9 protein-coding genes are annotated in these 24,211 nt (G+C 75.0%); 6 read left to right on the top strand and 3 right to left on the bottom strand.

Going from position 1 to position 24,211, the window contains the following annotated elements:
- Positions 1-21 precede the first annotated feature (21 nt).
- From CCN44_RS43340 to CCN44_RS44485, 3 genes are all read left to right on the top strand, one after another.
- A complete protein-coding gene (locus CCN44_RS43340) occupies positions 22-14,298 on the top strand; it encodes a type I polyketide synthase (RefSeq protein WP_208639804.1) in 14,277 nt (4,758 codons plus the stop codon).
- Between the two features lie 60 nt (positions 14,299-14,358).
- Positions 14,359-15,177 carry an arylamine N-acetyltransferase family protein gene (locus CCN44_RS20090; RefSeq protein ID WP_086698478.1) on the top strand — a complete coding sequence of 273 codons (819 nt, stop codon included), beginning with the start codon at positions 14,359-14,361 and terminating at the stop codon, positions 15,175-15,177.
- A gap of 143 nt (positions 15,178-15,320) precedes the next feature.
- Positions 15,321-16,562, top strand: a complete 1,242-nt coding sequence (locus CCN44_RS44485; protein WP_158103125.1) for a phthiocerol/phthiodiolone dimycocerosyl transferase family protein — start codon at positions 15,321-15,323, stop codon at positions 16,560-16,562.
- Positions 16,563-16,598: 36 nt separating this feature from the next.
- On the opposite strand, the gene CCN44_RS20080 is transcribed toward CCN44_RS44485, so the two are convergent.
- Positions 16,599-17,390: a putative protein N(5)-glutamine methyltransferase gene (locus CCN44_RS20080; RefSeq protein WP_059255673.1), complete on the bottom strand. Its 792-nt coding sequence runs from the start codon at positions 17,388-17,390 to the stop codon at positions 16,599-16,601.
- Between the two features lie 227 nt (positions 17,391-17,617).
- Here CCN44_RS20080 and CCN44_RS20075 point away from each other — a divergent pair, with 227 nt between their 5' ends.
- From CCN44_RS20075 to CCN44_RS20065, 3 genes are all read left to right on the top strand, one after another.
- Entirely contained in the window at positions 17,618-19,252 is a 1,635-nt protein-coding gene (locus tag CCN44_RS20075; protein WP_086698476.1) for an acyl-CoA carboxylase subunit beta, read from the top strand.
- Between the two features lie 94 nt (positions 19,253-19,346).
- Positions 19,347-20,549, top strand: coding sequence for an acyl-CoA dehydrogenase family protein (locus CCN44_RS20070; RefSeq protein WP_086698475.1), 1,203 nt, complete (start codon positions 19,347-19,349; stop codon positions 20,547-20,549).
- Between the two features lie 126 nt (positions 20,550-20,675).
- A complete protein-coding gene (locus CCN44_RS20065; protein WP_059255668.1) occupies positions 20,676-21,644 on the top strand; it encodes a zinc-binding dehydrogenase in 969 nt (322 codons plus the stop codon).
- A 281-nt stretch (positions 21,645-21,925) separates the two neighbouring features.
- Here the strand turns inward: CCN44_RS20065 and CCN44_RS20060 are convergent, their stop codons facing one another.
- Positions 21,926-22,585, bottom strand: coding sequence for a DUF2867 domain-containing protein (locus tag CCN44_RS20060; protein WP_086698474.1), 660 nt, complete (start codon positions 22,583-22,585; stop codon positions 21,926-21,928).
- Positions 22,586-22,847: 262 nt separating this feature from the next.
- On the bottom strand, positions 22,848-23,477 hold the full coding sequence (locus CCN44_RS20055; RefSeq protein WP_086698473.1) for a hypothetical protein: 630 nt from the start codon (positions 23,475-23,477) through the stop codon (positions 22,848-22,850).
- Positions 23,478-24,211: the final 734 nt, after the last annotated feature.

Below are 24,211 nucleotides of genomic sequence, written 5' to 3'. Positions count from 1 at the left end.
TGCCTGGCCGGCGGCACCGGCGTGCTCACCGGTGCCGCCGGCCAGGCAGGACCCGGCAAGACCGTCTTCGCGTTCCCCGGACAGGGCACCCAGTGGGCGGGCATGGGACGCGAACTGCTCGACACCTCTCCCGTCTTCGCCGCCCGCATCGCGGAGTGCGAGGAGGAGTTCGACCGGTGGGTCGACTGGTCGCTGACCGAGGTGCTCCGCGGCGACGGCAGCGAACTGGAGCGCGTCGACGTCGTCCAGCCCGTGTGCTTCGCGGTCATGGTCGCCCTCGCCGAGGTCTGGAAGTCCGCGGGCGTGGTCCCGGACGCGGTGATCGGCCACTCGCAGGGCGAGATCGCCGCGGCCTGCGTGGCCGGCGCGCTGTCCCTCGCCGACGCCGCGCGGGTCGTGACCCTGCGCAGCCAGGCCATCGCCCACGTGCTGCCGCGCGGCGGCGGAATGGCCTCCGTCGGGCTGCCCGTGGACGAGGTGCGCGCACGGATCGCACCGTGGGCCGAACGGCTCCAGGTCGCCGCGGTCAACGGTCCGTCCACGGTGGTCGTGGCCGGCGAGGCCGACGCCCTGGACGAACTCGCCGCGCAGGCGGCGGAACAGGGCTTCCGGTTCCGCCGCATCCCCGTCGACTACGCCTCGCACAGCCACTACGTCGAGAGCATCAGGTCCACCCTGGAGGCCGACCTCGCCGGGCTGGCGACGGCGCCGCCCCGCATCCCCTTCTACTCCACGGTGGAGAGCCGGTGGCTCGGCAAGGAGGACCGGCTCGACGCCGGCTACTGGTACCGCAACCTGCGGCAGACGGTCCTGTTCGATCCGGCCGTACGGGAGCTGATCGCCGAAGGACACCGGGTCTTCGTCGAACTCGGCGCCCACCCCGTCCTGACGCCGGCCGTCACCGACATCGCCGAGGAACTCGACGCCGACGTCCTCGCCGTCGGCTCGACGCGCCGCGACGAAGGCGGCCTGGACCGGATGCTCACCTCGATGGCCGAGGCGTTCGTGCGCGGGGTGACGGTCGACTGGACGACGGCCGTCCCCGAGCGCGGGCCCGCCCCGCTGGACCTGCCCACCTACCCGTTCGAACACCAGCGGTACTGGATCACCATGCCCGGCACCAGGGCCGGCGCCGAGTCCCTGGGCCAGACCACCAGCGACCACCCGCTCCTGGGCGCGGTGGTGGAACTCCCGCAGACCGACGGCCTGGTCTTCACCTCCCGGCTGTCGCTCGCCACCCACCCCTGGCTGGCCGGCCACCGCATCCAGAACACCGTGCTGGTCCCCGGAACCGCCTACGTCGACCTGGCCATCCGGGCCGGCGACCAGTTCGGCCACGGAGTCCTCGACGAACTCGTGATCGAGGCACCCCTCGTGCTCCCCGCCGAAGGCGCCGTCCGGGTGCAGGTCGCGGTCGGCGGCACGGACACGACGGGACGCCGCCCGGTCGAGGTGTACAGCTCCCGGGACGGGGAGGGCTGGACCCGCCACGCGGCGGGCACGCTGTCCGACTCCTCCGCCGACACCGGCGGCAGCGGATTCGACTTCGGCCAGTGGCCGCCGCCCGGCGCACACCGGGAGGACGTCGACGACTTCTACGCCCGCCTCGCCGACCGCGGATACGACTACGGGCCGGCCTTCGCCGGACTGACCGCCGTCTGGCGGCGCGGCGAGGAGATCTTCGCCGAAGCCGTACTGCCCGCCGAACACCGCGAGGACGTCGACAAGTTCGGCATCCACCCCGCGCTCCTGGACGCCGCGCTGCACGCCAACGCCTTCCACCGGCGCGACGACGACCGCAACGTCCTGCCGTTCGCCTGGAACGGCGTCCGGCTGCACGCGACGGGCGCCGGCGCGCTGCGCGTCAGGGTCGCGCCGGCGGGCCCCGACGCGCTGTCCTTCGACGCCGCGGACGAGACCGGGGCCCTGGTCCTGACCATGCAGTCCCTGGTCTCCCTGCCCCTGTCCGACCTGGGGACCGAGCCCGCCCGGCAGGCCCCCGACACGCTGTGGCAGGTCGACTGGACGCGGGTGCCGCCGGCCGCCGGGCGGCCGGCGGACCACCAGGCCCTCGTCGCCACCTCCGGTGACGTGGCGCGGATCGCGCTCGCCGAGGAACTGGGCGAGCCGGTACCCGACCTCGCCGTGCTCGACCTGACCGCGCACCCCGACGCCGGCACCCCCGCCGCGGACGACCCGCTGCCGCTGCTGTGCCGGGTGCTCGGCGTGCTCCAGGCCTGGCTGGAGGAACCGCTCCTCGCCACAGTGCCGCTGGTCGTGGCGACCCGGGGCGCGGTCCCCGCACCCGGCCCGGTCACCGACCCGGCCGCCGCCGCGGTATGGGGACTGCTGCGCGCGGCACAGGCCGAGAACCCCGGCCGGTTCGTCCTGGTCGACCTCGAGCCCGGAGCCGACCGGGACCGGGCGATCGAGGCGGCCCTCGCGACGGGCGAGCCGCAGACCGCCGTACGCGACGACGCCGTACTCGCCCCGCGACTCGGCCGCGCCCGGCTCACCGAACCCGGCACACCCACGGGGTTCGCCGAGGACGGCACCGTGCTGATCACCGGCGGCACCGGAGTGCTCGGCGCGCTGCTGGCCCGCCACCTGGTGACCGAGCACGGGGTGCGCCACCTGGTGCTGGCGAGCCGGCGCGGCCCGGCCGCCGAGGGCGTGACCGCCCTCGTGGACGAACTGACCGCGCAGGGCGCGTCCGTCGCCGTCACCGCGTGCGACGTGTCGGACCGCGACGCGCTCGCGGCGCTGCTCGCCGCCATCCCCGCCGAGCACCCGCTGACCGGCGTCGTCCACGCCGCGGGTGTCCTGGACGACGGCGTCATCGCCGGCCTCGACCCGCACCGCATGGCCGGCGTCTTCGCGCCGAAGGCCGGCGCGCTGCGCCTGCTGGACGAGCTGACCCGCGACCGGCCGCCCCAGGTCTTCGCCGCGTTCTCCTCCGCCGCGAGCGTCTTCGGCTCGGCGGGCCAGGGCAACTACGCGGCGGCCAACGCCTACGTCGACGCCGTCGTCTCGGCCCGGCGAGCGGCGGGACTGCCCGCCGTGTCCCTGGCCTGGGGCCTGTGGAGCCCGGCCACCGGGATGACGGGAGGACTCGCCGAGGTCGACCGCACCCGGATGAGCCGGGGCGGCGTCCGCCCGATGCCGACGGCCGAGGCACTCGCCCTCTTCGACCTCGGCATCCGGTGCGGCGACCCGCTCCTCGTACCGATCCGGCTCGATCTCGCCGCCGTACGCGCCGAGTCGGCCGCGGACGGGACCGTCCCGCCGCTCTTCCGCGCCCTCGTGCGCCCGGCGCGGCGGACGGCCCAGGCCGGTGCCGACGCCCAGGGCGCACTGGCCCGCCGGCTCGCCGGACTCTCCGACCAGGAGCAGACCGAGCTGGTGCTCGACCTCATCCGCACCGAGGTGGCGGTCGTCCTCGGCCTCGGGCAGGCCGATCCCGCCATGGACGCCGAGCGGTTCGGCGACATCGGCTTCGACTCGCTGACCGCCGTGGAACTGCGCAACCGGCTGTCCGCGGCCACCGCCGTCAAGCTGCCCGCCACGCTCATCTTCGACTACCCCACCCCCCGGGCCCTCGCCCGGCACCTGCTCGCACAGGTGGGCGGCACGCTCGGCACCGTCACACCCGAGCGCCCGGCCGCGCCGGCCGAAGCCCCGGACGACGACCCCGTCGTGATCGTCGGCATGGCCTGCCGGCTGCCCGGCGGGGTCACCTCGCCCGCCGAGCTGTGGCAGCTCGTCGCCGACGGCCGCGACGGCATCTCGCAGTTCCCGGACGACCGCGGCTGGAACCTCGACCGTCTCTTCGACTCCGACCCCGACCGCGCCGGCACCGCCTACACCCGGCAGGGCGGATTCCTGCACGACGCCGGGTACTTCGACGCCGCCCTGTTCGGGATCTCCCCGCGCGAGGCGCTCGCCATGGACCCGCAGCAGCGGCTGCTGCTGGAGACCACCTGGCAGGTGCTGGAGAGCGCCGGCATCGACCCGCTGTCGCTGCGCGGGCAGGACGTCGGCGTCTACACCGGCATGTCGATCCACGACTACCTCGGCTCACTCGCCGACGTGCCCTCCGAACTGGAGGGCTTCACCACCACCGCCACCGCCGGCAGCGTCGCCTCCGGCCGGGTGTCCTACGTGTTCGGGCTGGAGGGACCGGCCATGACGGTGGACACCGCCTGCTCCTCGTCCCTCGTGGCGATCCACCTCGCGGCACAGGCGCTGCGCCAGGGCGAGTGCGCGCTGGCCCTCGCCGGCGGCGTCGCCGTCATGGGCTCCCCGGTCGGCGTCACCGGCTTCTCCCGCGCCCGCGGACTGGCCGCGGACGGCCGGTGCAAGGCCTTCTCCGCGGCGGCCGACGGCACCGTGCTGTCCGAGGGCGTGGGCGTCGTCCTCCTGGAACGGCTGTCCGACGCCCGGCGCAACGGCCACCGCGTCCTCGCGGTGATCCGCGGCTCCGCCGTGAACCAGGACGGTGCCTCCAACGGACTCACCGCGCCGAACGGCCCCTCGCAGCAACGGGTGATCCGCGCGGCGCTGGCCGCCGCCGGAATCGCACCGGACGAGGTCGACGCGCTGGAGGCGCACGGCACCGGCACCACGCTCGGCGATCCGAGCGAGGCCGAGGCGATCATCGCCACCTACGGGCGGGACCGCTCGCCCGACCGGCCGCTGTGGCTGGGCTCGGTCAAGTCCAACCTCGGCCACACCCAGGCCGCGGCCGGCGTGACCTCGGTGATCAAGATGGTCGGCGCCCTGGCCCACGGCACGCTGCCCGCCACCCTCTTCGTGGACGAGCCGACCCCGCACGTCGACTGGTCCGCCGGCACCGTCTCCCTGCTCACCGAAAGCCGCCCCTGGCCCGAGACCGGCAGGCCCCGCCGGGCCGGCATCTCCTCCTTCGGCATCAGCGGCACCAACGCGCACCTGATCCTCGAACAGGCCCCGGCCGAACCCGCCGTGCCCGCCTCCGAAGCCGTCGCGTCCGAGCCGGCAGCCACCGCGGCCGAGCCGCCGGAAAGCGGAGCAGACGCCGTACTGCCCTTCGTCGTCTCGGCGCACACCCCCGCCGCCCTGGCGGGCCAGGCGGAGCGGCTGCGCGCGGCCGTCGCGACCGGCCTGTCCCTGCCGGGCACGGCACGGACCCTGCTCGACGGCCGCGCCCTGCTCGCCCACCGGGCCGTCGTCGCCGCGGCGGACCGGGCGACCCTGCTGAAACGGCTCGACGCGATCGCCGCCGGCGAGACCGTCCCCGGCACCACCGTCGGGACGGCCGCGGCCGGCGCCGCCACCTCCGCGGTGTTCGTGTTCCCGGGGCAGGGAGCGCAGCGGCCCGGCATGGGACGCGAACTGTACGCCCGCTTCCCGGTGTACGCGGCGGCCTTCGACGAGGCCTGCGCCCGCCTGGACGACAGGCTCGGCGGCGCGGCGGGCACCTCCGTGCGGGACGTCGTCCTCGCCGCACCCGACACTCCGCAGGCCGCGCTGCTGGACCAGACCGTCTACACCCAGGCGGGACTGTTCGCGGTCGAGACCGCGCTGTTCCGCCTGGCCGAGTCGTGGGGCATCCGCCCGCGGCTGCTGCTCGGCCACTCCATCGGCGAGATCACCGCGGCGCACGTCGCCGGCATGCTCTCGCTGGACGACGCGGCGACCGTGGTCGCCGCCCGCGGCCGGCTCATGCAGGCGCTGCCCGCCGGCGGGGCCATGGCCGCCGTGGCCGCCACCGAGGACGAGGTCCGCCCCTTCCTCGGCTCCGGTGTCGACATCGCCGCCGTGAACCAGCCCTCCTCGGTGGTGCTGTCCGGCGACGAGGACGCCGTGCTCGCCGCCGCCGACGCGCTGCGCGCACAGGGCCGCAAGGTCAAGCGGCTGAAGGTCTCGCACGCCTTCCACTCCGCCCGGATGGATCCGATGCTCGCCGAGTTCCGCGCGGCGATCGCCGGTGTCGCCTGGCAGCCGCCGCGGATCCGCGTCGTCGCCCACCAGGACGGCGACATGACCAGCCCCGACTACTGGGTCGAGCACGTACGCCGCACGGTGCGGTTCGCCGACGGCGTGGCCGCCGCGCTCCAGCAGGGCGGAAAGCTGTTCGTGGAGATGGGACCGGGCGCGGCCCTGGCCACGGCGGTGCTGGAGACGGCCGCCGCCGCGGGCGCGGAGCCGGTGTGCGCGCCGATGCTGCGCGACGGGCACGACGAGGCGCAGACCGCGATCGGCGCGCTCGCCGAGCTGTTCGTGCGGGGTGTACCGGCCGACTGGCAGGCGCTGCTCCCGGCCGACGCGCCCGCCGTCGAACTGCCGACGTACGCCTTCGACCGCGCGCACTACTGGGTGAAGACGGCCGACGGGCGCACCGACGCGACCGGCCTCGGCCAGGTGGCCGCCGGTCACCCGCTGCTGTCCGCCGTCGTCCCCGTGCCGGACACCGGGGGACTGGTCGGCACGGTCCGGCTGTCGTCGGCCACCCACCCCTGGCTGGACGGGCACCGGGTGCACGGGGCGACCGTGGTGAACTCCGCGGCACTCCTGGACCTGGCCGTGCGGGCCGGCGACGAGGTCGGCTGCGGCGTGGTCGCGCGCCTCGCCGTCGAGACCCCGCTCGTCGTACCGCCGGACACCGGGGTGCGGGTGGAGATCACGGTGGGCGCGGCCGACGAGCAGGGCTGCCGCCCCTTCGCGATCCACGGCGCCCGGGACGGCTCCACCGCCTGGGTCCGGCACGCCGACGGTCAGCTGTCCGCACGCACTCCCGCCGCCCCCGACCCGGTGCCGCGGGCGTGGCCGCCGGCCGGCGCCGAGCCGGTCGAGACACCGGAGGACAGCCCCGTCCTGCTGGGCCTGTGGCGGCGCGGCGAGGAGACGTACGCCGAGGTCGCGCTCGGCGACGACGGCACGGAGCCCGGCGACGCCCCGGAGTTCGGCTGCGATCCGGCCCTGCTGGAGACGGTGACGCGGGCTGTGACGGCCGGCGCCGCTGTCGCCACCGTGTGGGAGGAGGTCGTGCTGCACGCGAGCGGCGCGCGCCGCCTGCGCGCCCGGCTGACCCCGCTCGGCGCGGACCGGTGGACCCTGGAGGCGACCGACGAGTCCGGGATGCCGGTGGTGTCCGCCCGGTCCTGGACGGCGGCGCCGGTCCGGCCGGAGGACGTGGGCGCCGGCGCCGCCGCGGACGCGATGTACCGGGTCGTCTGGACCGCCGCGGAGCCGTCCGAGACACCGCCCGGACGGACGGCGATGGCTCCGGTGGCGAGCCCCGAGGACGTGACGGCGTTCGCCGGGCGGACCGCCGCACCGGCCGCCGCGGGCACGCACACCGGCGCGGAGGAGACCGGACCCGACGGACGGCGGCACAGCCGGCCGGCCACGGCCGTGCTCGACGTCGCCGCCGGCCGCGCCGCACAGCCGCTGCTCGCGCGGGTGCTCGCCGTGCTCCAGGCCTGGCAGCACGAGGCTCCGGCCGACGCCCGGCTCGTCGTCGTGACCCGCGGCGCCGTGCCCGCCGGCACCACCACCGTCACCGACGTCCCCTCGGCCGCCGTCTGGGGCCTGGTCCGCGCCGCCCAGGCCGAGATGCCGGACCGGATCCTGCTGCTCGACCTCGACCCGGCGACGGCCACCGATGCGGCGACGGCCATCGAGGTGGCTGGCACCGATCCTGCGACGGTCACTGATCTAGCAACGGTCACCGATCCGGCGGCCATCGAGGCGGCGGGCGCCGACCCGGGGGCGGCCACCGGCCCGGGGCCGGACACCGAGGTGGCGGCGGACGTCGAGGCGGCGGTCGCGGCGGCCCTGGCCACCGGTGAACCGCAGGTGGCGGTGCGGGGCACCGCCCTCCTCCTGCCGCGCCTGGCACCCGCCGGGCCGCTCGCGGAGCGGAACCCCGAACAGCCCGCCCTGGACCCCGACGGCACCGTCCTGATCACCGGCGGCACCGGCTCCCTCGGCGCCCTCGTGGCCCGCCACCTGGTCCGCGCCCGCGGGGTCCGGCACCTGCTGCTGGCCGGGCGGCGCGGACCGGCCGCCGAAGGCGCCGAAGACCTCGTGGCCGAGCTGTCCGGCCTGGGCGCCACGGTGACCGTGGCCGGCTGCGACGTCTCGGACCGCGACGCCGTGGCCGCGCTCCTCGCCACCGTCCCGGCCGCCCATCCGCTCACCGCCGTCGTGCACACCGCCGGCGTCCTCGACGACGGGCTGCTCGGCGCGCTGGACCCGGCCCGCCTCGCCACCGTCCTCGGCCCGAAGGCGGAGGGCGCGCGGCACCTGGACGAGCTGACCCGGGACTCCCGTCTCGCCGCGTTCGTGGCGTTCTCCTCGGCCGCCGGCCTGCTCGGCTCCGCCGGACAGGCCAACTACTCCGCCGCCAACGCCTACGTGGACGGGCTCATGGCGGCGCGCCGCGCGGCCGGCCGGCCGGGCCTCGCCCTCTCCTGGGGCCTGTGGGAGCAGACCGGCGGCATGACCGGGCACCTGGACGCCGCGGACCGGGCACGGATGAGCCGCGGTGGCGTACTGCCGCTGCGTCCGGAGGAAGGACTCGCCCTGCTCGACGCCGCTCTCGACAGCGGCGAGGCACACGTGGTGCCGATCAGGCTGGATCTGGCCGCCGCCCGTGCCGACGCGGCCTCCGGCGGCCCGGTGCAGCCGCTGCTGAGGGATCTCGTCCGGGTGCGCCGGCGGGCCGGCCGCACCACCGGGGCCGGCGATCTGCTCGCCGCGCTCGTCGGACTGTCCCCGGCCGAGCAGGAGGCGCGGCTGCTGACCCTGGTCCGCTCCCGGGCCGCCCTGGTCCTGGGGCACACGTCCGCCGACGGCATCGAGCCGGACAGCGCCTTCAAGGGCGCCGGCATGGACTCCCTCGGCGCGGTGGAACTGCGCAACCGCCTGGCCGCCGCCACCGGGCTGACCCTGCCCGCCACCCTCGTCTACGACTACCCGACCCCCCGGCAGCTGGCCGGGTTCCTGCGCGCGGAACTGGCCGGCACCGCCGCCGCACCCACCGAGCCGGCGCCCGCGGCGGCCGCCGGAACGCACGACGACATCGCCGTCGTCGGACTCGGCTGCCGGCTGGCGGGCGGGGTGCGGGGGCCGGACGACTTCTGGGAGCTGCTGGTCCGCCGCGGGGAGGGACGATCGCCGTTCCCGACCGACCGCGGCTGGGACCTGTCCGCCGTCCCGGTGGAGGCGGGCAGCTTCCTCACGGACGCCGCGGAGTTCGACGCCGGCTTCTTCGGCATCTCCCCGCGCGAGGCGGTGGCCATGGACCCGCAGCAGCGTCTGCTGCTGGAGGTGGTGTGGGAGGCGCTGGAGGACGGTGGCCTCGACCCGGCCGCCCTGCGCGGCACCGACGTGGGCGTCTTCGTCGGCGTGATGGGCCAGGGCTACGGCATGTTCGGCGGCGACGCGCAGTCCGACGGCCTGCGCGGCACCGGCGGCGCGGTCTCCGTGGTCTCCGGCCGGGTGTCCTACGTGTACGGCTTCACCGGCCCGGCGGTGTCCGTGGACACCGCCTGCTCCTCCTCCCTGGTCGCGATGCACCTGGCCATCCAGGCACTGCGCAACGGGGAGTGCTCGCTGGCCGTGGTCGGCGGCGTCACCGTGATGGCCACGCCGGGCGCGTACGTGGAGTTCGCCAAGAACGGCGGGCTCGCGGCCGACGGCCGCTGCAAGGCGTTCGCCGCCTCGGCCGACGGCACCGGCAACGGCGAGGGCGTCGGCGTGGTGCTGCTGGAACGCCTGGCCGACGCCCACGCCAACGGACATGCCGTCAGCGCCGTGGTCCGCGGCTCCGCGATCAGCCAGGACGGCGCCTCCAACGGGCTCACCGCGCCCAACGGACCGGCCCAGCAGCGGGTGATCCGGCGCGCCCTCGCGGTCGCCGGGGTGGCACCCGCCGACGTGGACGCCGTGGAGGCGCACGGAACGGGCACCCGGCTCGGCGACCCCATCGAGGCCCAGGCACTGCTGGCCACCTACGGCCGGCGCGACCCCGAACAGCCCCTGTGGCTCGGCTCGGTGAAGTCCAACATCGGCCACACCCAGGCCGCCGCGGGCGTGGCGAGCGTGATCAAGATGGTGCTGGCCCTGCGCCACCAGGCCCTGCCCGCCACCTTGCACGTGGACGCCCCCACCCCCGAGGTGGACTGGTCCAGCGGCACGATCCAGCTGCTGACCGACGCCCGGCCGTGGCCGTCCCGGCCCGGCCGCACCCGCCGCGCGGGCGTCTCCGCGTTCGGCCTGAGCGGCACCAACGCCCACCTCATCCTGGAGGAGCCGCCGCGGCGGCCTGACGAGACCCTCCAGGAGCCGCCGCGGCACGGGGACGAGACCCCCCAGGAGTCGTTGCGGCGGCCGGACGAGACCCTCCGGGAGCCGTCGCCGCGAGCGGACGAGATCCTCCGGGAGCCGTCGCCGCGAGCGGACCGGATACTCCGGGACCCGTCGCCGCGAGTGGACGAGCCGGGGGAGAGCCCCGCCGAGAACACCCCCCTGCCGTTCGTCGTGACGGCCGGGAACCCGGCCCGGCTGGCCGCGCTCGCGGACCGGCTGGCCGACTTCGCCGAGCGCGGCACCGCACCCCTGCCGACCCTGGCCGCGGCCCTGGCCCACGGGCGTACCCACCACGAGACACGGGCCACCGTGATCGCGGCCGACCGCGCCGAACTCGTCGGCAAGCTGCGGGCACTGGCCGCCGGCGGCGCCGACCAGGCCGTGACCGGCCGACCGTCCGCCGCGGGCACCGAGGTGGTCTTCGTCTTCCCCGGCCAGGGCGGCCACTGGGCCGGCATGGGCCGCGCACTGATGGACCACGAGCCCGAGTTCCGCGCCTGGGTACGGCGATGCGACGCGCTGCTCGCCGAGTACGACCTCGACTGGACCCTGGAACAGGCGCTCGGCGGGGAGAACGACCTCTCCCGGGTGGACGTGATCCAGCCGGCCTCGTTCGTCATGATGACCGGCCTGGCCCAGCTCTGGGCATCCGCCGGCGTGGTGCCGGACGTGGTGCTCGGCGCGTCCCAGGGCGAGATCGCCGCGGCCTGCGTCGCGGGCCTGCTGTCCGTGGAGGACGGGCTGCGCGCGATCGTGCTGCGCTCCCGCATGGCCGCGGCGCTCCCGTCCACCGGCGGGATGCTCGTGGTCGGCGTGAGCCGCGCCCGGATGACGGAGATGCTCGCCGACTACGCGGGCCGGGTGGAGATCGCCGCCGTCAACGGTCCGGCGACCGTGGCCGTCTCCGGCGAACGCGCCGCCATCGAGGAGCTGGCCGCCGCCGCGGCCGACCAGCAGCTGTGGTTCCGCAGGATCCGGGCGGACTACGCCTCCCACTCGTTCCTCGTCGACGAACTCCGCGAGCCGATGCTGGCCGCCCTGGACGGCATCGGGAAACGGCCGGCACAGGGGCTGGTGCCCGGCTGCCGGTTCTACTCCACCGTCGACGGCCGCTGGATCGGCCCCGATGAACTCCTGGACGCCGGCTACTGGTTCCGCAACCTGCGCCGGCCGGTCGAACTGGACTCCGCCGTCCGCGCCGTGAGCGCCGACGCGCGCGCCCTGGTCGAGGTCTCCGCCCACCCGGGGCTGGTCCCCTCCCTCCTCGACATCATCCAGGACACCGGCCGTAGCACACCGGTGCTCGCCACCCTGCGGCGCGGCGAGGGCGGCCGGGAGCGGCTGACGACCGCCTTCGCGGAGGCCTTCGCCGCCGGTCTGCCGGTCTCCTGGGCGACGACCCTGCCGGCCGAACCGACCGCCTGGCGGGAACTCTGCCGCGACCTGCCGACCTATCCCTTCGACCACCGGCGCTACTGGCTGCGCAGCGCTCCGACGACCGACACCGGCGCTCTGGGGCTGGCCCGCACCGAGCACCCGCTGCTCGCCACGATGGTCGAACTGCCCGCGTCGGACGGGCTGACGGCCATGGCGCGGCTCTCGGCGCACGACCAGCCCTGGCTCACCGCCGGCACCGACGGCGGTCCGGCCGAGGTGCCCTGCGCGGTCTGGGTCGAACTGGCCGTCCGGGCCGGGGACGAGGTCGACTGCGGCACCCTGGACCAGCTGGAGCTGCGGACGCCCCTGGTCCTCGGCCCCGGGGACGCCGTACGCCTCCAGGTCAGCGTCGACGGCGCCGACGCCGCCGGCCGCCGCCCCGTGACCGTACGGTCGGCGCCCGCGGCACAGGACCGGCGCCGACCGGTGTGGACCGTGCACGCGGAAGGAGTGCTGTCACCCACGGCCATGGCCACGCCTGCCGCGCCCGAGCCGGACCCGGCTCCCTGGCCGCCGCCGGGCGCCGAACCCGTCGCCCTCGACGAACTGCCCGCGGCGACCGGCGCCGCCTCGCCGCCGGCCCTGCGCGCACTTTGGCGGCGCGGCGAGGACACCTACGCCGACGTGGCCCTGCCCGCCGACCAGGCCGACACGGCCGCCCAGTTCGGCGTGCACCCGCTGCTGCTGGAGGCCGCGGCGCACGCGGCGGGCTTCCCGGCGGGTCACCGTCCGTCGGCCTGGCAGCGGGTCGTGCTGCACGCGACCGGCGCCTCGGCGCTGCGCGTCCGGCTGCGGCGGACCGGTGACGGGGTCGGCCTGGAGGCCGCCGACCACGCGGGCCTGCCGGTACTCACCGCGGCCCGCGTCACGGCCCGGCCGGCGACCGCCGTCCCCGCGGGACGGCACGGCCGTGCGCTGCGCACCGAGTGGGTCCCGCTCGACACCGCGCCGACGTGCGGTGCCGTCGAGGTGGCCGCCGTCGACGGCGACACGGACGTGTACGCACTCGCCGCCGCCCCGCCCACCGTGGCCGCCGCCGTGTTCGACGTCGGCACCGGCCGGGAGCCCGGGGACGCGTGCCGTCGCGCGCTCGCCGTCGCGCAGGCATGGCTGGACGAACCGGACCTGGAGGGCCGCCGCCTGGTGGTGCGCACCCGCGCCGCCGTGCCGGCCGGTCCCGAGGGCACCGGTGCCGCAGCGCTCGACCCGGCCGCGGCGGCGGTGTGGGAGATGATCGCCGCGATCCAGGCCGAGTACCCGGGACGGTTCGTGCTGCTCGACACCGCGCCGGAGGACGCGGGCGCCTCGCCCGCGGACCCCGGACAGTCGGCCCTCGGCCGTGTCCTGGCCGCGGACGCACCGCAGGCCGCCGTGCGGGCCGGACGGGTGCACGTGCCGCGGCTGGTGCCGGCCGACGCGACGGACGCGACGGCCCGGGCCCTCGACCCGGACGGCACCGTCCTGATCGTCGGCGGCACCGGGACGGCCGGCGCCCGGCTGGCGCGGCACCTGGTCGCCGAGCACGGGGTGCGCCACCTTCTCCTCGCCGGCCGGGGCGGACCCGGCACCGAGGGCGCCGCCGCACTGGCCGCCGACATCACCGCACTCGGCGCGTCGGTGACCGTCCGCGCCTGCGACGCCGGCGACCGGGACGCGCTGCGCCGGCTGCTGGACGGCATCCCGGACGACCACCCGCTCACCGGGGTGGTGCACGCCGTGGGGCTGCCGGACGACACCCGGCTCGCCGAACTGGACGCGGACCGGCTCACCGAGGTGATCGCCGCGCGCACCGAGTCGCTGCGGCACCTCGACGACCTCACCGCCGCTGCCGGCCCGGCCCTGTTCCTGGTCGTCACCTCGGCAGCGGCCCTGCTGGGACCGGTGCACCACCCGGCGAACGCCGCGGCCGACGGCCTCGCCCGGGCGGTCGTCGCCCGGCGCCGGACGGCGGGACTCGCCGGCTGCGCCCCGGTGCTGCTGCCCGCGGAGGCCGTGACCGGGGCCGACGGCACGACGGACCAGGACGTGACGCTCTCGGCGGTGTCCGAGGCGCTGCGCTCCGGCGAACCGTTCGCGGTGCCCGGCCGGCCCGAGCAGTGGGCCGCCCCGGCGGCGGGCCGTCCCGTACCGCCGCTGCTGCGCGGGCTGGTCCGGATGCGCCGGCGGTCGGCCGCCCACGCGGCGCAGTCCGGCGCGACCGCCGAGAACGGATGGACGGACCTGCTGAGCGGGCAGAGCCCGAAGGAGCGGGAGCGGACCGTACTGGACCTGGTGCAGGCGCAGCTGACCGAGGTGCTCGAACTGGATCCGGCCGAACCGGTCGACGCCGAGCGCGGGTTCTTCGAACTGGGCCTGGACTCGGTGCTGGCGATCGAGCTGTCCCGGCGGCTCGGCGGCCGTACCGGCACCGCGCTGACCCCCGCGGCCGTCTTCGCCCATCCGACCCCGGCGGCGCTCACCGGCTACCTGCTGGCACACCTGGAGGGCTCGAAGGCCGATGCCTGACGCAGCCCCGCCCCGGGCGGCGACCGGACGCACAGCGCGACTCACCGGAGCAGAGAGGCAGTGACCGTGTTCGACACCGACATCTACCTGCGGCGGCTGGGCCACGACAGCGAGCGGGCCGGCCGCCCCGCCCCGGATCTGGCCACTCTCGTCCGGCTCCACAAGCGGCACATGGAGGCCGTGCCGTTCAGCAGCACCGGTTCGCTGGCCGTGCCGACCGCGAGCGGCGCGGTGGTCGATCTGGTCGACTTCGACCAGGACGCCACCTTCGACGCCGTCGTCGCGGCGGGGCGGGGCGGCGGCTGCGTCCAGATGACCCGGCTGTTCCAGCGCCTGCTGCGCGAACTGGGCTACGAGGCCGACCTGATCGCCGGCACCACGGCCGAGGGGGAGGCGGAGTACGGCGTCGATGTCGAGCACATGCTGCTGGTGGTCCGGGTCGACGGCGTGCGCCGGCTCGTCGACGTCGGGTACGCCGGACCGTCGTTCCTCGAACCGCTGCGTCTCGACGGTGCCACGGACGGGCGGGAGCAGGTCCAGTACGGCTGCCGGTACCGCCTGGTGGAGGAGGGCGACGGCGTCCTCCTTCAGCGCAGGCCGCGACTCGGGCGCTGGAGCACGGTCTACCGCTTCACCCCGAAGGTCCGCGAGCCGGACGAGTGGCACGCCTTCCAGGACCTGGCGAACGTGAAACTGGCCGCGGTGACGCTGGAGAGCGCGCCCCAGCTGTACAGCCGGGCCGTCGCCGACGGGCAGGTGGTGCTCAAGGGGCGGCGCCTGCTGACGGTGCGGGCCGGCATCGAGAAGTCCCGGACCCTCACCGACGACGGGGAAGTGCGTGCGGTCCGGGACGCGATCCTCGACGGCACGCTCGGCTGAAGCCCGGCACACCGTTGTCCTCGCGCCATGCGGCCCCCGCCGCCCCTCTCGTCACCCTCGCCCCACCGTCTCGTCACCGTCGACAGAACAGGATGGACATGCGTCGCAACCTATCCCGCTCGGAGAACCTGTACGCCGGGGAGATGAGAACGCAAGCCGTGCGGATGTGCATGGTGCGCGGCGGCGTCGACCCCGACGCGCTCGACGCGGCGTTCACCGCGGTGCTGGCCGACCACCCCTCGCTGCGCAGCCGCCTCGAACAGGACGCCGAGGGCAGTTTCCTCAGCCCTTTGAAGCCCGACGAACTGCCGCGCCTCACCGTGCGTCCCGACGGCCCGGACGCGCTGGTCCAGGAGTGGAACACGCCGCTGCCGCTGGGCGGCCCGCTGGTCCGTGCGGTGCTGCTGACCGGTGCGGACGAGGACACGGTGCTCCTGGGCGCCGACCACGCGATCTGCGACGGCCGCAGCGCGACGGCCCTGTTGTTCCGCATCTGGCAGTACTACACCGAGATCAAGGCCGGCACGCACCCGGCCGGCCGGCCGGTCCGGGAGGACTGGCCGGCGGCGATCGACGACCGCCTGGCACCCGTCACCGAGGCGGACGTGGCCGCCTACGTCCAGGCGCGGCGCGACCGGGCCGAGGGCGCCCCGGTCGCCGCCCTCCCGTTCCTCGCGGCCCGGTCCGGTGAGGTGGCGCCCGAGCAGGGCCGGACCCAGTCACGCCGTCTCCGGCTGACCGCCGCCGAGACCGCGGGCCTCCTGGCGTTCGCCCGGACCGCCGAGGTGTCGGTGCACGGACTGGTCGGCGCGGCGGTGCTCGCGGCCGTACGCTCCGGGCTGCCCGCCGAGTACGCCGGCCACCGGCTGGCCTGCGTCTCCACGGTGGACCTGCGCGAGCGGGTGGAGCCCCCGCTGAGCCGCGAGGTCATGGTCCCCGCCGCCTCCTGGTACCAGGACCTGGTCGACGTACCCGCCGGGGCCGACCTCGTCGTGCTCGGCCGTCGTCTCGCCGCGGGCCTGAGCGCCGCGGTCGACCGGGGCGACCCGGCCCTGGAACTGCAGTCGCTGGACCGGCTGCTGGCCACCCCGCAGCTGCTGGCGGCGAGCGTGGTGATGACCAACATCGGACGCGTCACCCTCCCGCCGTGCCCGCCCGGACTGGAGATCGTCGACATGCGAGGGTTCGCGGTGTCCAGCAAGGCGCCGTCGTTCCTCCAGTCCGGCCCGGTGCTCGCCTCGCTGACGACGGTCCGCGACCGCTTCCGCGTCGAGCTGCCCTACAGCACCGAGTGCTTCACGGAAGCGCAGATGGACGCGGTCCACGCCCAGGTCCGGGCGACCCTGCGGGAGTTCGCGGCCCGGGCGCCCGTTCCGGCCGGATGAGGTACCGCGACGCCGGCATGATCCGAACGACAGGCCCTAGTCGCCCGCGCGGGTCCCGACGACGACCGTGCAGTACATCTCGTCGTTCGTCGACACGCGCGGGAGGAGGCCGTGGTCGGCCATCGCCCGCGCGGTGAGCGGCGCCTGCTCCTCGCTGGTCTCGATCAGCAGGCTGCCGCCCGGCGCCAGCCACTGCGCGGCACCGGCGGCGACCCGCCGGTGCACCCCGACACCGTCGGCGCCGCCGTCGAGCGCGTGCTGCGGCTCGTGGTCGCGTGCCTCGGGCGGCATCATCGCGATCTCGTCCGTCGGCACGTACGGCGCGTTGACGACCAGGACGTCCACCCGGCCGCGCAGCGCGTCGGGCAGCGCCTGGTAGAGGTCGCCCTCGTACACGCGGGCTTCGGGGCCGACGTTCAGCCGGGCACAGCGGACCGCGGCGGGGTCGATGTCGGCGCACGCCAGCTCGATCCCCGGAACCCGCGCGGCGACGGCGGCACCGATCGCTCCCGTTCCGCAGCACAGGTCGACGACGACCGCGCCGGGGCGGGCCAGCTCCGCCGCGAGGTCGACCAGGAACCGGGTGCGCTGACGCGGGACGAACACACCGGCGTCCACCCGGATGCGCAGGCCGCAGAACTCGGCCCAGCCGAGGATGACTTCCAGGGGTTCGCCGACGACCCGGCGGTGCACCAGCGCGTCCAGCTCGGCGGGGGTCGCGGCGGCCTCCAGGAGCAACTGCGCCTCCTCCTCCGCGAACACGCATCCGGCGCCTCGCAGCGTGGCCACCGTGCGCAGCAGCACCTCATCGGCGGGAGTGATCGACATCGAAGCCTTTCGAGGAAGAACCCCGGCCGGCCGCGCCGATGCACCGGCCGCGGACGCGTCACCGTCAGACCGGGGGATGTGGGGTGCGGGAGAGCAACTTACGGTGACCAACAGACAGTTCAGCCAGCTTAGCAGGAGAGGTCAATGAACTTTGCACAAGGGGAAGTTGGCGTCGACTGCGGGGCGGCGGCCGTGCGGGCCGCCCGCCGGCGGCCGGCCGGGCGATCATGAGTACGGCCATCGGCCCCGACCGGGCCCCTGCGGTCGCCGCCCCCGACACCCCCGGGCCGCGCACGACGGCAGGCAAACTGGCCGACCTCCACCAGCGCGTCGACGCCGCACTGCACGCCGGCAGCGCCGCTGCGGTGGAACGCCAGCGGGCGAAGGGGCGCAGGACCGCCCGCGAGCGCATCGACGCCCTGCTCGACCCCGGCTCCTTCGTCGAACTCGACGCCCTGGCCCGGCACTCGCCGGCTCCCGGCACACCCGAGCGTGCCGTCATGGGGGACGGCGTGGTCACCGGCACCGGCACGATCGACGGCCGCCCGGTGGCGGTCTACAGCCAGGACGCCACCGTGTTCGGCGGAACGCTCGGCGAGGTGCACGGCGACAAGATCGTGAAACTGATGGACCTGGCGGCCAAGGTCGGCTGCCCGCTCGTGGGCATCAACGACGGCGGAGGCGCGCGCATCCAGGAGGGCGTCGGCACGCTCGGCCGCTACGGCGAGATCTTCTACCGCAACGTGCGCTGCTCCGGCGTCGTCCCGCAGATCTCGCTGATCATGGGCGCGTGCGCCGGAGGCGCGGTGTACTCGCCGGCGCTCACCGACTTCACCGTCATGGTCGACCGGACCAGCCACATGTTCATCACCGGACCCGAGGTCATCAGGACCGTCACCGGCGAGGAGGTCGACTTCGAGACCCTCGGCGGTGGCCGCCCGCACAACACCCGTTCCGGCGTGGCGCACTACCTGGCCTCCGACGAGGACGACGCGTTGTCCTACGTCAAGGACCTGCTCAGCTATCTGCCGAGCAACAACCTCTCCATGCCGCCGGTCTTCTCCCCGTCCCCGCGGGCGAGTTCGAGCGCCGCCGGGCTCACCGCCACCGATCTCGAACTCGACACGATCGTCCCGGACTCGCCCCACCAGGCCTACGACATGTGCGAGGTCATCACCCGGGTGCTCGACGACGGCGAGTTCCTGGAGGTGCAGCGGCTGTTCGCGCCGAACATCGTCGTCGGCTTCGGCCGGGTCGACGGGCGCAGCGTCGGGGTCGTCGCCAACCAGCCCACCCAGGTCGCGGGGTGCCTGGACATCGACGCCTCGGAGAAGGCGGCGCGGTTCGTGCGGACCTGCGACGCGTTCAACGTGCCCGTCCTGACGTTCGTGGACGTGCCCGGCTTCCTGCCCGGCGTCGACCAGGAGTGGGACGGGATCATCCGGCGGGGCGCCAAACTGATCTACGCCTACGCGGAGGCGGTCGTCCCCAAGATCACGGTGATCACACGCAAAGCGTACGGCGGTGCCTACGGCGCCATGGGCTCCAAGCACCTCGGCGCCGACATCAACCTGGCCTGGCCCACCGCACAGATCGCCGTCACGGGCGCCGCGGGAGCCGTCGGCATCCTCTACCGCAAGGAACTGGCGGGACTCGAGGGCGACGAACTGGAGGAGCGGCGCGCCCGGTTGGTGCGCGAGTACGAGGACCGGGCCACCCCCTACGCCGCGGCCGACCGGGGTTACGTCGACGCGGTCATCCAGCCGTCGCACACCCGCGCACAGATCGGGTGGGCACTGCGGCTGCTGGCGACCAAGCGCGCCGAAGGGCCGCCCCGCAGGCACGGCAACATCCCGCTCTGAGCAGGCTCCAGGCCCCGTGACGGGGCGCGACGGCACGAGCGGGAACACAGCGGCACCCCACCTGACAGTTGACGGACCGAGAAGGGCGAAGCACGTGACTCTCCCCGGAAGCGCCACCCAGTCCCCGCCGGCGCAGGCACCCGATCCCCATGACTTCCTGGCCCTGGACGACGAGCTGGACGCCACCGAGCGGGACGTGCGCGACACCGTGCGCGCCTACGCGACGACCGAGCTGCTGCCGCACATCGCCGACTGGTACGAGCGCGCGGAGCTGCCCCGTTCGATCGCCAAGGAACTCGGCGCGCTCGGGCTGCTCGGGATGCAACTGGACGGCTACGGCTGCGCCGGGCTCTCCGCCACCGCCTACGGCCTCGCCTGCCGCGAACTGGAAGCCGTGGACTCGGGCCTGCGCAGCTTCGTGTCCGTGCAGGGCTGCCTCGCCATGTGCGCCATCCACCGCTGGGGCAGTGAGGAGCAGCGGCGGGAATGGCTGCCCCGCATGGCCGCGGGCGAGGTGCTCGGCTGCTTCGGCCTGACCGAACCGGAGTCGGGCTCCGACCCGGGCTCCATGCGCACGTTCGCCCGGCGCGACGGGGACGACTGGGTGCTGAACGGCACCAAGGCGTGGATCAACAACGGCTCCCTCGCGGACGTCGCCGTGATCTGGGCGCACACGGAGGACGGCGTGCGCGCCTTCCTCGTCCCCACCGACACGCCGGGATTCACCGCCCGGCAGATCACCCGCAAGCTCGCCCTGCGGGCCTCGAACACCGCCGGGCTCACCCTGGACGAGGTGCGGGTCCCCGCCGCGGCGGCCCTCCCCGGTGCCCACGGACTGAAAACGGCGCTCTCCTGTCTGAACGAGGCCCGGTTCGGCATCATCTGGGGCGTGGTCGGCGCCGCCCGCACCTGCTACGCCAGCGCGCTCGACTACGCCGCCGGCCGTGAGCAGTTCGGCCGCTCGCTCGCCTCCTTCCAGCTCTCCCAGCGCAAGCTCGCGGACATGGTGGTGGACATCACCCACGCCGGGATGACCGCGCTCCGGCTGGCCCGGCTGAAGGAGTCCGGCCGGCTGGTGCCCACCCACCTCAGCCTCGGCAAGCTCGCCAACGTACGCGCCGCGACCGAGGTCGCCCGCACCGCCCGCAGCATCCTCGGCGCCAACGGCATCACCCTCGACTACCCGGTGATGCGGCACATGTCCAACCTGGAGGCCGTGCTCACCGTCGAGGGCACCGAAGAAGTCCACACCCTCAGCATCGGCCGGGCGGTCACCGGCATCCAGGCATTCCGCTGAAGCTCCTGCCACCTCAACTCCCTCCGCACCCCAAGGAGTCCCCATGCAACGTCACGACATCCCCCCGCCCCCGAACGCCACGGACCACCGCCCGCGGGGCATGAGCCGGGGCGGAGGGACGAGCCGGTGAAGGCTGTCTACGCGGCACGTCCCGACGCGGAGGACCCGCTCGCCGCACTGGTGATCGGCGACCGCCCCGACCCCCAAGTCCCCGACGGGTGGCTGCGCGTGCGGACCAGGTCGGTCTCCCTCAACCACAAGGACCTGTGGACCCTGAGGGGCGTCGGCCTCAACCACGACAAGTACCCGCGGATCCTGGGCTGCGAGGCGGCGGGGGAGGACCCCGACGGCCGGCGCGTGGCGCTCTACCCCGTGCTGGAGTCCCCGCCGGGCACCGCGGACGAGACCCTGCTCCTGCCGGCCGCGCAACTCGTCGGCGCCCGGCCCGGCACGCTGGCCGAGTACATCGCCGCGCCCGCGGCCAGCCTGCTGCCCGTCCCGGACCAGCTGACCTGGGAAGAGGCGGCCTGCCTGATCTGCACCTGGCTGCCGGCCTACCGCATGCTGTTCACCAAGGCCAGGCTGCAACCGGGCGACTCGGTGCTCGTCCAGGGCGCCGCCGGCGGACTCTCCACCGCATTGATCACACTGGGCGCGGCCGGCGGACTCCGGGTGTACGCCACCAGCCGTACCCCCGACAAGCGCGAGCTGGCCCGCCGCCTGGGGGCCCACGCGGCGTTCGAACCCAAGACGCGCCTGCCCGAACAGGTGGACGCCGTCATCGACAGCGTGGGCCGGGCGACGTGGACGCACTCCCTGCACAGCGTGCGCACCGGAGGAACGGTCGTCGTCGCCGGCGCCACCTCCGGCGATGTCTCACCGGCCCGGCTGCACCGGGTCTACTTCCACCAGATCAACATCGTCGGGTCGTTCAGCGGCACACGGGACGAGTACGCGCGGATGCTCGCCCTGATGCACACCACCGGAATCCGCCCCCTCGTGGACGACGTGATGCCGCCCCAGGACGCACGCGCGGCGTTCAAGCGCCTGCTGGACGGCGACGTCCGGGGCAACCTCGTACTGAGCTGGCCGTAGGACGCGAAGCGCGAGCCCCGGCACGCGCTGAACGTTCCGGCACCGCCTGCCCCGGGTGAACGCCCGGCGGCAGCGTGCCGGCACCACACCCCACGGAGAAGCGCCGCAACCCCGCCGGTCCCCTCCGGCGGGCCCGGCGCCGCGGACCCCCGTCACACAGGGTGCCTCCGTCCGCCGTCGGGTTCGGCCGCGACAGCCGTGTGGGCGACCCGCTCGGCGAGGAACTGCCGGCGGGCGAGATTGCCGTCCTGCCTGCTGCCGGGCGTCCCTCCCGGGGGGCTTCACGCGTGCTCGTCCGCCGTCTGGCCGTTCCCCGGAACCAGACCTCCCGGACCGCCTGCCGTTCGGCGTGCCGTGTTATCCCGCCACTCCCGGCCGATCGATCGCATCAGGGCCGGGTACACCCCCAGGTACCGGAAGGGTTTGATGCCGAGCATGTACAGCGAGCCGAAGCGGCCGTTGGGCTTCACCAGGACGGCCATCTGGCCGCGGTAGCCGCCGTTCCCGTCGGGGACCCAGCCGATGTGCATCACCCCGTGCATGGTCTTGTTGGCGTACTCGGCGGCCCACTCGTCGTGCGTCTGGAAGACCGAGGTGAAGGGCGCCGCGGTGAGGTCGGGCCCCCGCGGCCCCTCACGCAGGTCGTCCGGCAGCCGGTCGCGCAGCGTCGCCACCCGGCCGCCGACGCCCGAGTCCGGCTTGTCCCAGCCGAGCAGCGCGCCGAGCTTCCAGCGCACGGCGAAGAGGAAGCGGCCCACGGGGTTGCCGCCGTGCGGACCCTCTTTGCCGTCCGCCATCTGCTGGACCAAGTGGTGCAGGTCGTCCGGGCCGCCCGGCGTCGGCAGCGCCCACAGGTCCTCGAGCCGGAAGTCGCCGGCGATCTCGTGGATCCGCCAGGGGCGGGACGTGTGGTCGGTCGAGGGAAGGCGCAGATCGCTCATGGCAGGCCCCTGTCTATACGGTGGCGTATAGATGGAGCATAGACCCATCTATACGGCTCCGTATACTTGGTCGGGCCATGTGACAGGAGACACGGCAGAGCCGCGGCCGAGCGGCGGTCGGCGACGCGATGCCGTGGTGCTGGGGCCGCGGCTGGTGGGAGGCGGCCACGTACGCGTGGCCGGCTGCGGGGCTCCCGGCGGTCAGGTTCTGCCCGGTGGCCCGACGGTGTGGCCCCGACTGCCCCGCTCCCCTGAAGAGTCCTTACCCGGCCGGAACTTTGTCCGTGAGGTCGTAGCCGCCCTTGACCACCTTGGAGTCGGCGGCCGGCGCCATGCACCTGCTCAGCAGCGGCTCGTGCTCCTCGGTGCCCCCGGAGAGCCCGATGCGGCTGGGACCGCTGCCCTTGCCTTCTGCGACGTAGAAACTGACCCCCATGCGGATGTGCCGCTTCAGATAGTCGTCCCAGGCCCCGGCGTTACCCCCGGTGCGCACGATGCGCCCCGTCACGGTGGCGGTGGGGCCGCCGCTGGTCAGGCAGTCGACCGTGAAGTCGCCCCAATTGACCTGCTCGGGCTCCCCGTTGGCGGCCGGTATCCGGTGGTAGATGCGGAAGGTGCCCCAGGCTCTGTCGGGCTTGGCCCAGCCCACGCCCTTGAAGGTGGCGTGGGCGTCGACGGTGACCTGGATGTCGTGACCGGCATCGGGATAGTCCATACGGCCCCAGCCCTTGAGACTGGAGGTGAGGCTCCCGGAAGGGGCGGACGCCCGCACGGCCTTGCCGGGCTCGGACGCGGGTGCCGTCGACGCAGAGGCGACCCCCGCAGTGGTTGCCACCACGGCGGTCGCGGCGAGGAACGCGACGGCGCGGTCGGACAGCTTGAATCCGGGCATGGTGGAACTCCGTTCGGGGTGGTGGAACCGAAGGGCCGGAGTGAGAGAACCTCCGCTCTGCCACGACCGATCCTGCTCAACATCCGCTCCCCGCACGTCAGTCACCGGTCGCTACCCCTTTCCGCCGTGAGGCTGAGCCCACCGACGAAGCGATCCTCCTCACGGCGTACGCGACGACGACCAGGGCGCCGAACCACGGGCTGCCCGGCAGGTCCTCACCGCAGCCACAGCCGGGTCGCGGCGAGAGCGACGACCCCGAAACGCCCCATCGGCATCGACCTGGCCCCCTTGCAGGACCTCACGATCGCCGGGTCGGCCGCGAACTCCTCGGCGGCCGGACGGTCGGACGCCCCTCGTGCCCGGCGATCGAGTCCTTCTCAGGTCCTCCCTCGGCGGATGGGCCCTCATGCCCAGGGCGGATTCGGTCCGCCGTGACGGACGACGCGCGGCCACCCCGTCCAGGGCCAGCATGCCCATCATGACGACAGCGACCGCCCCGCTCCCCGCCCCCGCGCCCGTCTGGGCTGGGGCGGGGAGCGGGGCGGTCGCTGTCGCCATGATGGGCATGCTGGCCCTGGACGGGGTGGCCGCGCGTCGTCCGTCACGGCGGACCGAATCCGCCCTGGGCATGAGGGCCCATCCGCCGAGGGAGGACCTGAGAAGGACTCGATCGCCGGGCACGAGGGGCGTCCGACCGTCCGGCCGCCGAGGAGTTCGCGGCCGACCTGGCGATC

The sequence above is a fragment of the Streptomyces tricolor genome (assembly GCF_002155905.1).
GTDB classification, from domain to species: Bacteria; Actinomycetota; Actinomycetes; order Streptomycetales; family Streptomycetaceae; genus Streptomyces; species Streptomyces tricolor.
This window is presented reverse-complemented; position numbering and strand designations above follow the sequence as displayed.